13 protein-coding genes are annotated in these 12,566 nt (G+C 34.5%); 10 read left to right on the top strand and 3 right to left on the bottom strand.

Going from position 1 to position 12,566, the window contains the following annotated elements:
• Nucleotides 1–111 precede the first annotated feature (111 nt).
• Nucleotides 112–336 (bottom strand): hypothetical protein, encoded by a 225-nt coding sequence (locus HM990_RS08655; protein WP_178988551.1) that lies wholly within the window; start codon nt 334–336, stop codon nt 112–114.
• A 183-nt stretch (nt 337–519) separates the two neighbouring features.
• Here HM990_RS08655 and HM990_RS08650 point away from each other — a divergent pair, with 183 nt between their 5' ends.
• From HM990_RS08650 to HM990_RS08640, 3 genes are all read left to right on the top strand, one after another.
• Entirely contained in the window at nt 520–1,071 is a 552-nt protein-coding gene (locus HM990_RS08650) for a hypothetical protein (protein WP_178988550.1), read from the top strand.
• Between the two features lie 157 nt (nt 1,072–1,228).
• Nucleotides 1,229–2,476, top strand: a complete 1,248-nt coding sequence (locus tag HM990_RS08645; protein ID WP_178988549.1) for a GNAT family N-acetyltransferase — start codon at nt 1,229–1,231, stop codon at nt 2,474–2,476.
• A 131-nt stretch (nt 2,477–2,607) separates the two neighbouring features.
• Entirely contained in the window at nt 2,608–3,345 is a 738-nt protein-coding gene (locus HM990_RS08640; protein WP_394351755.1) for an NAD(P)H-binding protein, read from the top strand.
• Here the strand turns inward: HM990_RS08640 and HM990_RS08635 are convergent.
• A complete protein-coding gene (locus tag HM990_RS08635; RefSeq protein WP_178988548.1) occupies nt 3,342–4,340 on the bottom strand; it encodes an NADP-dependent oxidoreductase in 999 nt (332 codons plus the stop codon). The genes HM990_RS08640 and HM990_RS08635 overlap by 4 nt on opposite strands.
• A 361-nt stretch (nt 4,341–4,701) precedes the next feature.
• Here HM990_RS08635 and HM990_RS08630 point away from each other — a divergent pair, with 361 nt between their 5' ends.
• Genes HM990_RS08630 through HM990_RS08620 form a run of 3 tightly spaced genes read left to right on the top strand, consistent with a single transcriptional unit; the run spans nt 4,702 to nt 7,108 of the window.
• Entirely contained in the window at nt 4,702–5,136 is a 435-nt protein-coding gene (locus HM990_RS08630; protein ID WP_178988547.1) for a phage tail protein, read from the top strand.
• Between the two features lie 2 nt (nt 5,137–5,138).
• Nucleotides 5,139–5,582 (top strand): phage tail protein, encoded by a 444-nt coding sequence (locus HM990_RS08625; protein WP_178988546.1) that lies wholly within the window; start codon nt 5,139–5,141, stop codon nt 5,580–5,582.
• A gap of 20 nt (nt 5,583–5,602) precedes the next feature.
• The gene (locus tag HM990_RS08620) at nt 5,603–7,108 is read left to right on the top strand and encodes a phage tail sheath family protein (RefSeq protein WP_178988545.1); all 1,506 of its coding nucleotides are present in this window, start codon (nt 5,603–5,605) and stop codon (nt 7,106–7,108) included.
• 99 nt (nt 7,109–7,207) lie between these two features.
• On the opposite strand, the gene HM990_RS08615 is transcribed toward HM990_RS08620, so the two are convergent.
• The gene (locus HM990_RS08615) at nt 7,208–7,978 is read right to left on the bottom strand and encodes a LuxR C-terminal-related transcriptional regulator (protein WP_178988544.1); all 771 of its coding nucleotides are present in this window, start codon (nt 7,976–7,978) and stop codon (nt 7,208–7,210) included.
• Nucleotides 7,979–8,135: 157 nt separating this feature from the next.
• Here HM990_RS08615 and HM990_RS08610 point away from each other — a divergent pair, with 157 nt between their 5' ends.
• The 4 genes from HM990_RS08610 to HM990_RS08595 all read left to right on the top strand — a co-directional run bounded on the left by HM990_RS08610 (nt 8,136) and on the right by HM990_RS08595 (nt 12,455).
• Nucleotides 8,136–8,273 carry a hypothetical protein gene (locus HM990_RS08610; protein WP_178988543.1) on the top strand — a complete coding sequence of 46 codons (138 nt, stop codon included), beginning with the start codon at nt 8,136–8,138 and terminating at the stop codon, nt 8,271–8,273.
• Nucleotides 8,274–8,348: 75 nt separating this feature from the next.
• Nucleotides 8,349–8,645, top strand: a complete 297-nt coding sequence (locus tag HM990_RS08605; RefSeq protein ID WP_178988542.1) for a hypothetical protein — start codon at nt 8,349–8,351, stop codon at nt 8,643–8,645.
• A 104-nt stretch (nt 8,646–8,749) separates the two neighbouring features.
• On the top strand, nt 8,750–10,939 hold the full coding sequence (locus tag HM990_RS08600; RefSeq protein WP_178988541.1) for a LamG-like jellyroll fold domain-containing protein: 2,190 nt from the start codon (nt 8,750–8,752) through the stop codon (nt 10,937–10,939).
• Between the two features lie 31 nt (nt 10,940–10,970).
• Nucleotides 10,971–12,455, top strand: a complete 1,485-nt coding sequence (locus HM990_RS08595; RefSeq protein WP_178988540.1) for a T9SS type A sorting domain-containing protein — start codon at nt 10,971–10,973, stop codon at nt 12,453–12,455.
• The last annotated feature ends 111 nt before the right edge of the window (nt 12,456–12,566 follow it).

Here is a 12,566-nt window from a genome sequence, read left to right as displayed (position 1 = left end):
GATAGCGAACCCGCTTATGATACGCCTATGACCCGCTTTAGACAGAGAGAAGACCCGAGGGAGAAAGTCTATACATATCATATCTCACTTTTGTAAATTATAAGTTATTTTTCAGCTTTCACCATCAGGATGTCGATCGTTCGTTAATGGTCGTGCAGTTCTAGCACCTGGAATATCAAGATTTTCTTTCGCATAATCAGGTTCGTTTTTATGCTTTTTAAGTAATTCGGCTTTATCATAAACCTGATTTTTGGTTTCAGATCTGCTATCTGCATTTGTTGTACTCTTTTTAAAATTTTCAGGTCTGTCTGAAGTGTTATGGTCTTTGCTTTTCATATCTTTAGGTTTTAATCAAATTTATAAATTAAGTATTGTGCTTGTTGACTTTAAACCTTATTATATTAATGCTTTTAATAAAATTGAGGCTATATGAGATCCATGATACTTCCTTCAGAATGAAAACATTGATAAATTACTAATTTGAATACTATTATAAAACCACTTAAAAAAAACAATATCATGAAAACTACAATCCTGATGCTTTGCTTATTAATAGCATTCAATAGTATCGCTCAAAGTGATAACCACACAGATTCCTTAAACCTTAAAACAGTTGATGACCTTGCCTTTATGAAAGGCACATGGAAAGGCGATGGCTGGATTATGATGAACAGGGAGCGTAAAGAATTCACACAGACCGAGACTATTGATTCTAGAGTGGATAACACCATCCTTGTTATTGATGGAATTGGGATTGCGAAAGATAGTAGCGCTGTTGAGCCAAAGGTTGTACATAATGCTTTTGGCGTCATATCTTATAACGAGACCTTAAAATCAATTACTATGCTCTCTTTTTCTTCAACTGGAGGGAAAATGGAAAACGAAATGAGGCTGATTGGAGACATGAAATTGGAATGGTCTTTTAAAGATGAACGTGGAGGTACCGTGAGATTTAGAGAAGATTTTTCTGAAAACGGTTTATGGATTGAAAAAGGGGATTACTCTTTTGATGGCAACCAATGGTTTCCATTTTTTGAGATGAGATTGGAGCGGCAGGATGATAAATGGTAGTTTCCTTATCCGAAATGATAAAAAGTCATGATCGTAAAAAAGATTAGGTTATCGTTTATCAATGTCTTTAAACAGTATAAAAACGCTTCAAAAAAACATTTACTTTGGTGTCTTAACGCATTAGATATCATTTAAAAAAATACAAGAACCAAAACTGATGAAAATCTGTATTGCACAAACAAAATCCTTAAAAGGAAAGGTTCAACACAACATTCATAATCATCTACAATTAATTGAACGCTCAATACCATTTCATTCAGACTTAGTCATATTCCCAGAGTTGTCCATCACAGGTTATGAGCCAGATTTAGCCAAGGAACTGGCGACAACTTTTGAAAATGACATGTTTAATCCATTTCAAGAAGTGTCTGATAAAAACGACATCACTATCGGTATTGGAATGCCTACCAATGGAACAGAAGGTACCTTTATCAGTATGCTTATTTTTCAACCGAGAACACAACGAACGGTCTATTCTAAACAACTATTACATGCGGACGAAAAGCCCTATTTTGTTTGTGGAACCCATCAAACCTACTTACATATTAAGGATAAGAAAATTGCTTTAGGCATTTGCTGTGAAACCTTACAACAAGAGCATATTTTAAATTCCAACAAAAATGGTGCAGACCTTTATATTGCAAGTGTAGCCAAATCAAAAGCTGGTGTTGATAAAGCTTATTCTCACTTTTCAAAAATGGCAAATGAATTTAATACACCTATTCTAATGTCTAATTGTATAGGCATTTGTGATAATTTTTTAAGTGTTGGTCAAAGTGCAGTATGGAATAATAAAGGCGATTTATTAGAGAAACTTGACGACGAAAGTCAAGGACTATTGATCTATGATACTGAATTGGAAACAGTAGAAATTCATCAATTAAAAATCGCGAAAGGTCAATTATCCGATTTAGAAGCCGTATTTCAAATGTATCTCAATGCCAAAGATGAACTGGAAAATAATGGCATTTATCAATGGACAGCTAATTATCCTACACATGCTATCATTGAAAATGATTTAAAAAACGGCACCCTTTTTACATTGAAAAATAGTAACGAGCTAATTGGAGCCATCAGTATTAGTGAAGAACAGGAAAAAGAATATCAATCCGTTAATTGGAAATTTAATGCTTCAAAAGTATTGGTAATTCATAGACTTGTTGTAAATCCAAAACATCAAAATAAAGGTCACGCTAGAACCTTAATGGATTTTGCTGAAAATTTAGCCAAGGAAAATAATTATACGTCCATAAGATTAGATGCTTATTCTCGAAATACAAGCGTCCTTAAATTTTATAAAAAGCGCAATTATATCATTCGAGGAGAGGTCAATTTTCCGGAACGTGAACATGTTTTTTATTGTATGGAAAATGAACTAATAGAACTAAAACCGAAAAAACAATAGTTATGAAAACAGCAATAACCTCAGTCAGCGGACAATTAGGCTCAGCAATAGCAAAGCAACTTATTCAGGAAATAGAAAAAGAAAATGTCATTGGAATTGCATGATCACCTGAAAAAGCGAAACATCTTGGTATTAAAATAATAAAAGGAGATTACAATAATCGTGAAGAATTTGACGAAGCATTTGTTGGAATTGACACGGTTATGTTGCTTTCTGGAATGGACGAACCTCATCAACGAATTCAACAGCATAGAAACGTCATTGAAGCTGCAAAGAACAATGGAGTAAAAAAGATAGTTTACACCAGTATTATTGGAACAGAAGAAGGTAATGCTTTTAGTCCAATTGTACAAAGTAATCGTCAAACTGAAAAAGACATTCAAAATTCAGGATTAGATTGGGCAATTGGTAGAAACGGAATTTACATCGAGCCCGATTTAGAATACATAGATACGTATGTAAAAGAAGGTGAGATTAGAAATTGTGCTGGCGAAGGCAAATGTGCTTATACAAGTAGAACTGAATTAGGATATGCTTATGCTAACATGCTTACAGATGATAAGTATAACGGACAGATTTACAATTTGGTTGGAGAACCAATTACGCAAGCGCAATTAGCAGATTCCATTAATCAAGTTTATGGAACAAATCTCATATTCAATTCGGTTTCTGTTGAAGCTTACACGAAAGAAAGGAAAGCAGAGTTAGGGGATTTTATGGGAACCATTATTGCGGGAATTTATGAAGGTATACGAAATGGAGCTAATAATGTTAATTCAGATTATGAAAAAGCATCTGGAAGATCACATAAAACAGCTTTAGAGATTATAAAGGAATTTAAGCCTAAAATTAATGATTGGAAACCTTAAACCTTAACCACCATTTTTCCCGAATTCTTTCCATCAAATAAATCGATAAACGCTTGTGGAATATTCTCAAAACCTTCAACTATAGTTTCAGAATACGTAAGTTTATCTTCTGCTAACCAATTTGATAGCTCATTGATAGCTTCTGGGAATTTATCTTCATAATTGGAAACTATGAAGCCTTGCATCAGTGCGCTATTCTTAATTAAAAATGGTCTTACACTTACACTTTTAGGCGTTTCGGTATTGTTATAAACGGCTATGGCTCCACAATTAATAGTTCTGGAAAATTTATTGATATTAAATAATACAGCATCGGAAATTTCTCCACCAACATTATCCCAATACACATCCACACCATTTGGTGCGGCTTCTTTGATGGCAGCTCTCATGTCTTCAGTGGCGTTGTAATTGATACCTGCATCAAAGCCAAATTTAGATTTAAGCATTTCAACTTTTTCGTCAGTTCCAGCGATGCCAATAACTCTAAGTCCCTTTATTTTCCCAATTTGCCCAACGACACTACCAACAGCTCCTGCAGCACCGGAAACGACCAAAGTTTCTTCTTTTTCAGGTTTCCCGATTTGGGTCAATCCGCAATAAGCCGTTAAACCTGTCATGCCCAATATACCCAAATAGGCGCTCAAGTCAGCTTTTGAAGGATCTACTTTAGTGAGGCCTTCACCTTTAGAGACCTGTTTTGTTTTCCAATCCAACATCCCTCTAACATCATCACCTACATTAAATTTATCGTTTTTAGAATCGATGACCTTAGCGATAACAAGCGAATGTATAGGTTTTCCTACTTCAAAAGGTTCAACATACGATTTGGCATCGCTCATCCGTCCTCTTAAATACGGATCAACGGAAACGTAAAGCGTTTCTAGAATGAGTTCGCCATCACTGCAACTTAGCTCAGTGTCTTCTTTTTTAAATTCGAAATCTGAAAGTGTTGGTTTTCCTTCTGGTCGGTTTTTTAATAAAATAGTATGAATCATGGTCTCGTTTGTTTTAGAGCTGATATACTTTTACTAATCTAATGGGAATGGTTAATTCGTAGAAGAGGATTTTAAACCAATTTAAAGTTATTTGTGTAGTAATACCTTTATATATCAATTTTAAAGTACCTCTATTCAAAAATATATAAAATTAAACCTCTTTTAGCAGCTTTAACAAAGGTTTAAGCTTGGTTAAATGATGTTCCCATATCATTTACAATAGAATCACTTTATGCGATTACTAGTGATTAAAATGTTAATAGTCAAATTAAAAATCAGAAAACCTTGAGCACTGTATCTTAATGATTGTTTTTTTAGTATATTTATATTCAGTTAGTTACAAACATCAAAAATCTGTATTATGGAAAATTCACCCGTAGTCAATTTTCATTTTCAAGTGGAAATGGAATCTACTGAAATAGGCTTTTCTGAAGTAAGCGGTCTCAAAGCAAAAAACGAAGTCCTAAAATACCGAAGTGGTGCAGATAAGGCTTATAGTTATACTAAAATTCCTGGACTTCGAAAGTATTCGAATATCGTTTTAAAACGTGGCGCGCTAAAAGATGATAACGAAAATTTTATTTGGTTTAATGAGGTTGGATTGGTTGCTGAACGACGCGATGTAACCATAAAATTACTGAACCATCAACATGAACCCACTATTGTATGGCAGGTTAAAAACGCTTGGCCTGTTTGTTTTGAGTTTTCAGAGCTCAACAGTATTAAAAGCGAGATTTTAATTGAAACTTTAGAGCTTGCGCATGAAGGATTTGTAGTTCAACGTTTAGATAGCTAACCATGGCACAAATCGATTATCCACCATTGAATATGCATTTTGTTGTTCATTTCAACAGGAAAGAACTTGTGGCAGATGTAAATTTTCAATCTGTTCAAGGACTTCAGGTTAGAGTGGATAAAACGGACGGTAAAGAGCGTGTTCATTATGGAAACATCATTTTAAAACGTGCTTATGAACCCAGTTCAAAATTGGTCACTTGGTGTATGGACGTCATAAAAAAAAGGCAAAAGCTGCCCGTAAATCTCATTGTAAAACTTCTAAATGCAGAACATGAGATGTTAAGCGGTTGGAAAATAGAAAAAGCCATGCCAGTGGCTTGGAGCGTAGAGGAATTGCATGCCCAAGAAACAAAAATCCTAATTGAAACTATTGAGTTAGAACCACAATACTTTTATGTTCTGGATCATAATGGAAAAATTATCGCACCTTCAAATTCAAAATAATGCATCTTAAATAGCATATTATGGCTGCTAAATATAAAGTTCCAGGTATTTATGTTGAAGAAGTGCCTAAAATTCCAACTTCAATAACCGAAGTTCCAACGGCCATTCCTGTTTTTATAGGTTATACAGAAAAAGCGCTGAACAATGGCAGAAACTTAATAAACGAAGCCTTCAAAATTAATACGTTGTCTGAATACGAGCATTGTTTTGGTGCTGCATTCCATTCAAAATTCGATATTCTCAAACCCGAACCATATGATACTCGACCTACAACACTTCTTAATGGAAAAGATTATGTAATCGATTTTAAGCCCTATACCAAATCGTTTATGTATGCTAGCATCAAATTATTCTTTGCAAACGGCGGACAATCCTGTTATATATTATCTGTTGGAACCTTTGAAGGTAAAACCCAGTTAGATGTTAGTGCTGAAGATCTTTTAGGTAACACGACTGGAGGTGGACTTAAGCGCTTATCAAATGTTCCTGAACCGACCATAGTTGTGATCCCTGATGCTGTAAGCTTAGAAGACGAGTGCTTTCAGGTTTACCAACATGTTTTAACCCATTGTTATACAATGCAAAACCGTTTTGCCATATTGGATATTCATAATGGTTATATGCCAGTATCAAATGGACCTAATTCAAATGACATCATAACCAATTTTAGGACAAAAATAGGAACTAATGCTTTAAGTTTTGGAGCTGCGTATTATCCTTGGTTGCATACCGTTATTTTTGAAAAAAGCGAGGTAACCTTAGCGCATATTAATTTAGATATAAAGCGTCTATCAAATTTATTACCTGAAGCTGATGCACGTGATATGATAAAGACCGCATTAAACTCCACTGATTTAAATGAAAAAGATAAAAAGCTGCATTTGGGACTTTTGGCTTTGAGTCCAACCTACCAAAGTGTTATAGAAGCCATTCTTAATCTAATGAATCTTCTGCCGCCTTCACCTGCTATGGCAGGAATTTACACCAGCGTTGATGTCACAAGAGGTGTATGGAAAGCACCTGCGAACGTTAGTGTGGCTTCCGTAATAAAGCCTGCGGTAAACATAAATAATAACGAACAAGCGTATTTAAACATTGATGCAGTTTCAGGAAAATCTATTAATGCCATTCGGCTTTTTCCTGGCCGTGGAACCTTGGTTTGGGGAAGCCGTACCTTAGATGGTAACCATAACGAATTTAGATATATCAATGTTAAAAGAACGATAATAACATTTCAACAATCCATTTCGCTGGCTTTGCGCGCCTATAGTTATGAACCCAATAATGCCAACACATGGACCAGAATTGAAAGCATGATCACTAACTATCTCAACCAAAAGTGGCGGCAAGGTGCTCTTGCAGGTGCTTCGCCTAATGAAGCGTTTGGCGTTAATGTTGGTTTGGGAAGCAGTATGACCAATACGGATATTTTAGAAGGAAGATTGAATGTAATAGTTTATGTGGCGCTGCTTAGACCTGCTGAATTTATAATTATGAATTTTTCAGAAAACATGCTGGAAGCTTAAGTATGTTATGATATCTTGAAACGATATGATGGTGTCACTTAATGAGGCTTATATTCGCAAAAGTTGACTTCGGAATTACAAAGTGGTATTTATCAAATCTCAGAATACCTGATATTTATTACAATATTCTATAATTTCTGAGGTCGATTTCAATTCCAGTTTTTTAAGAATATTTTTTCGGTGCACACTAACCGTTTGAACACTTAAAAAAAGCTGCAATGCTATATCCTTGGTTGTCCGACTGTTTGCTAATAATTTAACCACTTCCAATTCTCTTTTAGTTAAGAGTTGTTGTAATGATTCAAAAAAATAATTTTTATGAAATAAGGTTTCAAACTTATTATCTGCATTTAAGAATTTACAAGTTCCTATAATGGGCTTAGGTATATTATCGCCTACGACTGAATTATGTGAATAGCCTATGATAGGCTGCCCACTTGGATCAAAAAAAATAGGTGTCTGCTGAACGTACATATTTTTAAACTTATTATTGCCATTTTTAATTCTATAATTCCAAGTGTAAACAACTCTTTGGCGTTGCTCTATACTTAATTGATTCATTGTAAATATCATAAGATCTTCAAAAACCTTTAATAATATAGGCAAATCTTGAGGGTGGTAATGCGATAAGTAATAGTTGAGCCCTTCATTGAGCATTCTATCTCGATCTAATCCCAAGGTTTTTTCAAAATCATTCCCAATATATTCATAGGAGTGCTTAGACGTATTGGTAACAAGTATAAAAGACTCTAAAGGAGGTGTATGGTTATCGAGTTTTTTAAGATTTTCGATGTACTCCATTACCACCTTTCCATCGTATTGGTGGTCTGTATTGAAGATTTTTTTATAAGAAACTATGGCTTCATTCATGAAACTTCAATTTTCATGTAGGCCACAAAATTGGTAGATGTAGTAGTGTAAGATAACCAAAATAAGCCAAATATTCAAAAAATACCCAATTATGGGTATTGTAAATCAATGAATAATTCATGAAATTTAAGAGCTATTAATTTCAAAACTATGGATTATGAGAACTTTCACGAATTCTCTGGCTCTTATTTTTTTATGTTTATGCACCTTAGGGTGCTCTGAAGACGATTGGCTACAAGGGGCTGATTATGAAGTTGACGTCACCTTTACTGGAGATATAGATGAGTTTGATTAGTTTCTGGATATAGATGGTTACGGAGAACAAGCGTCTTTTAATCCTTTTGGAACGTCGTCGTTTACTAGCGAGAACATGGAATTAAATGCTGGACCAACCTATTCTTTTAGTCAAGGAGGATTGGATGAAATGTCTGTTTATTTTTCAGTCAGGCCGCAACCACCAAGTACAGAAGACTATAATCTGTCTATAAATATTGAAATACGCAAATTTGAATTCAATGACGATACAGGTGTTGAATCAGAATTTGAAATTATAAATTTCACAAAAGATTATGCAAGAACACCATCAGCCGAGTCTGATTTGATTCTGTTTAAGATTAGTACAACAAAAGAGGTTAGAACCTATGAATGTGGAGGTAACTGCCAATAAATTCGATTTTTTACTAGTTTAATACTAAGCTATAGACACCTCAAAAACTATTATAGCGACCTATTTTGATTTATGTTTTTAATCCATTTTAAAACCAATGAATCATGCAAAATTTTACAAAATTTATTTTAGTTGCTGTAGTGCTGTTTTTTCCATTAATAATGCTATCACAAACCTCCATTAGCTTAAATGGGTCTTCAGATTATATAACTATACAAAATGAAACTTCATTAGACATAAGTGGTAATTTTACCATTGAAACGTGGATAAAACCAAATGATATTAGTGGTGAAAAAACAATACTGATTAAAGGCAATAATGGACAATGTGGAAACTACGGGCTTTTTATAAAAGATAATAATCTGGCCTTTGTATCTGCAGGAGATTGTAATTGGGCAGTTAGCAGAGGTCCAAATTCAGTACTTCAAATTGGGATATGGCAGCATGTGGCTGCCGTTTCAAACGGGAACAATGTAAATCTTTACATTAACGGAACTCTCACGGACACGTTAGTTAGAAACGCCGCGGCTGGAGCTGTTAATAATGATGACCTATGGATAGGGCGTTCTGTTTTCTCAACAACCAATTTCTTTTTTAATGGGTTTATTGATGAAGTGAGAATTTGGGACGACATAAGAACACTTCCAGAACTTCAAAACAATATGAATACGGAACTTTCTGGTGTAGAACCCAATCTAGTGGCTTATTATAAATTAAATGATATTGAAACAGGCTGCGATGTTGAAGATTGCAGTATAAATGAGAACCATGGCGTTAGAATTAACATTAACGACAACACCAATCCGCCACAATATAACAGTGAGCAACCATCAAATTTAATAAATGTGGCTTGTGGTGTGTCTTTTAATGATTGTATCACATTTCAAGGAGAGTTTCAATTATTTGTTGACGATGTTATGCTGAATTTTCAACAAGGAAATGCAGTTAGTTTTTTGAATGACGAAATACAAGTCACTGAAACAATTCAAACACTTCAATTTTATTATGCAAATAGGATTCAAATTGTAGATGAATATTACGATTTTTTAGAAAGCCTTTGTATAACTTATCCTGAGTTTTTTCAGGTGACTTATACATTTGACGATGTTCTTTACAAATATTTAGGATCTTTTAGAGAACAAATACACATGTACTTAAGGGATTATTTAAGGGAATATCCAGAGAAAGAACCACAATTTTTAGCAGCTTTAGACCTAAATAATCCAAACGCAAGTAGCTACTATAATATTTGGAGTGATTATGGTATTTTAGTCGTGGATAATCATAGCTTAAGTCCATTACAACTGTCCGTTATTGCCAACATACTGGCCACAATACCGGAAGGTATTACCAACTTAGAGGTTATTTTGTTTCGCGAGTTTTATACTGATAATTTCGAAAATGCCATATATATTACTCAGTTTGTAAGTGCCATTAACTCATTTGGAAATCCAATAGGAACTTGGACAGAAAATGGATTTCCAGAGGGTTCAGGATCCTATATATCAGATCAGTTTTCAATTGCCTTAAGTCATGAAATATGCCACACTATTGACTCAGACTATATTTTAAATAATTCCCGACTTTTAAATTGGAAAACAGCATTATTAACTGAAGCAGGTACCAGCTACAATGAGTTTCTAAGAACTAGAGTTTTGGATATTGGCGGTAATGATTTTTTTCAGGTATATCCACAAGAGTTTTTTGCTTCCTTAGCCAATATGTATTTCAGTAATTCATTTTTAACACTTGAGGTAGCAATTGAACGCTTCAATAATGGTTATGAACAACCAATTAATCAATTTCTATTAATGTTAGACGTACTTTCTTCTGAATCAACAAATAGTCAATTTTATACTATAGATGCAAACTCAAACATCGCTATAACATATCATACGATAGAACGAAATGATGATGGTTTTATAACTGAACTTTATATTACTGATGAATGTTCTTTGCAATTTGCTTATGACGCAAATAATTTTGTAGAGAGTATGATTGTTCCAGATTTAAGCAGTAACATCTGCAATCCAAGTTTACATATATCTGATACACCTTCAATAAAAAGTCTGAGCATTTATCCCAATCCTACGAACGGAATTTTGAATTTAAAATCCAATACCGAAAATGAAGATTTTAACATTAAAATATTTGACGTCTACGGCAAAATAATAAATGAATTTGAAGCGGTTAAAGAAGTAAATATCAAACAGCTTCATAGCGGAATTTATTTAATGGAATTAGAAAGTAATCTAAACAGAACCAAAGCAACGAGAAGAATAATAAAAATATAAATAAATGTCTAACCTTAAAAAAATGTAACTTATGGAAGCAAAACTATTTTTTTTCTTGCTCGTACCAGTATTAACTTTTTCACAAATTCAGATAGGTTCTGATATTGATGGCGAAGCTGCTGAAGATTTTTTTGGAGAAAGTATTAGCTTATCTTCAAATGGCACTATTATGGCAGTAGGTGCTTCGGATAATGATGGCGTCAATGGAATTGATTCAGGTCATGTAAGGGTTTTCGAGAATCAAGGAGGCACTTGGGTACAAATAGGCGCAGATATTGATGGAGAGGCAGCAGAAGATTATTCTGGTGTCAGTGTAAGTTTATCGAGCGATGGGAGTATTGTTGCTATTGGTGCTTGGGATAATGATGGCGTCAATGGAACAAATTCCGGTCATGTCAGAGTTTACGAGAATCAAGCTGGCACATGGGTACAAATAGGTGCCGATATTGATGGAGAGGCCACAAATGATTTTTCAGGAATTAGTATCAGCTTATCCAGTGACGGAACAATTTTAGCCATTGGAGCAGACAATAATAATGGCATAAATGGAATAGCCTCTGGCCATGTCAGAATATTTGAAAACCAAGGTGGAAATTGGATTCAGATTGGTGGTGACATAGATGGAGAGGCTGCAGATGATTATTTTGGAAATAGTCTGAGTTTGTCTAGTGATGGCAGTATTGTTGGTATAGGAGCGTTAGCTAATGATGGTATTAATGGCATTGATTCTGGACACGCGCGTGTTTATCAAAACCAAGGCGGCAATTGGGTGCAAATAGGTGCCGATATTGACGGAGAAGCCGCTGATGATTTTTTCGGCTCAAGTGTTAGTTTGTCTTCTGATGGTAGTAGAATTGCTATAGGATCGAATGAAAACGACGGTATAAATGGGACGGATTCAGGTCATGTGAGAGTTTATGAAAATCAAGGTGGCAATTGGATTCAAATTGGTGCTGATATTGATGGTGAAGCTGCAGATGATGGTTCCGGTGTTAGTATAAGCTTGTCTGGTAATGGCGATGTAGTAGCTATTGGTGCTTTTTTTAATGATGGCGTCAATGGCACAGATTCTGGTCATACCAGAATTTATCAATTACAGGCTGGTAATTGGATGCAAATGGGAATGGATATCGATGGTGAAAGTGCTGATAATTTCTCAGGGTATTCCGTAAGTTTGTCATCTAGCGGAACGATACTCGCAGTCTCGGGAGACAGTGACACCAACGGCTTAGATGCTGGACATGTTAGGGTTTTTAATATAGCATCAGTTTTATCAACTCATCAACTAGATTCGTTTAATTTTTCAATCTATCCAAACCCAGTTAAAGATATATTAACCATTGAATTGCATGATCATATTGAATTACAAACTATCAATATTTATAACATGCTAGGTCAAAATGTGGGTATTTACAACACATTAAGAATTAACACTAGTCATTTGCAAAGCGGCATTTATTCATTGGAAATTGTTACTAGCCAAGGCACATATGCGGACCGCATGATTAAAAAGTGAATTCACATTTACAAATTATATATACAATGCCTAAAACTCGATTTGAATAAAATCGAGTTTTCAGTTTCTATTTAAAAATCTAAAAAGACTTAAATTTATAAGAATCATGGA

The organism is Winogradskyella schleiferi (genome assembly GCF_013394655.1).
GTDB lineage: Bacteria > Bacteroidota > Bacteroidia > Flavobacteriales > Flavobacteriaceae > Winogradskyella > Winogradskyella schleiferi.
The sequence above is the reverse complement of the archived record's forward strand: the minus strand, read 5'-3'. Positions and strand labels throughout refer to the sequence as shown.

Bases quoted from the DNA above. Each gene is read 5' to 3' on its own strand.
- HM990_RS08655 (WP_178988551.1), bottom strand. From the start codon at position 336: ATGAAAAGCAAAGACCATAACACTTCAGACAGACCTGAAAATTTTAAA.
- HM990_RS08650 (WP_178988550.1), top strand. From the start codon at position 520: ATGAAAACTACAATCCTGATGCTTTGCTTATTAATAGCATTCAATAGT.
- HM990_RS08615 (WP_178988544.1), bottom strand. From the start codon at position 7,978: ATGAATGAAGCCATAGTTTCTTATAAAAAAATCTTCAATACAGACCAC.
- HM990_RS08630 (WP_178988547.1), top strand. From the start codon at position 4,702: ATGGAAAATTCACCCGTAGTCAATTTTCATTTTCAAGTGGAAATGGAA.
- HM990_RS08620 (WP_178988545.1), top strand. From the start codon at position 5,603: ATGGCTGCTAAATATAAAGTTCCAGGTATTTATGTTGAAGAAGTGCCT.
- HM990_RS08625 (WP_178988546.1), top strand. From the start codon at position 5,139: ATGGCACAAATCGATTATCCACCATTGAATATGCATTTTGTTGTTCAT.
- HM990_RS08595 (WP_178988540.1), top strand. From the start codon at position 10,971: ATGGAAGCAAAACTATTTTTTTTCTTGCTCGTACCAGTATTAACTTTT.
- HM990_RS08600 (WP_178988541.1), top strand. From the start codon at position 8,750: ATGCAAAATTTTACAAAATTTATTTTAGTTGCTGTAGTGCTGTTTTTT.
- HM990_RS08605 (WP_178988542.1), top strand. From the start codon at position 8,349: ATGGAATTAAATGCTGGACCAACCTATTCTTTTAGTCAAGGAGGATTG.
- HM990_RS08610 (WP_178988543.1), top strand. From the start codon at position 8,136: ATGAGAACTTTCACGAATTCTCTGGCTCTTATTTTTTTATGTTTATGC.
- HM990_RS08635 (WP_178988548.1), bottom strand. From the start codon at position 4,340: ATGATTCATACTATTTTATTAAAAAACCGACCAGAAGGAAAACCAACA.
- HM990_RS08645 (WP_178988549.1), top strand. From the start codon at position 1,229: ATGAAAATCTGTATTGCACAAACAAAATCCTTAAAAGGAAAGGTTCAA.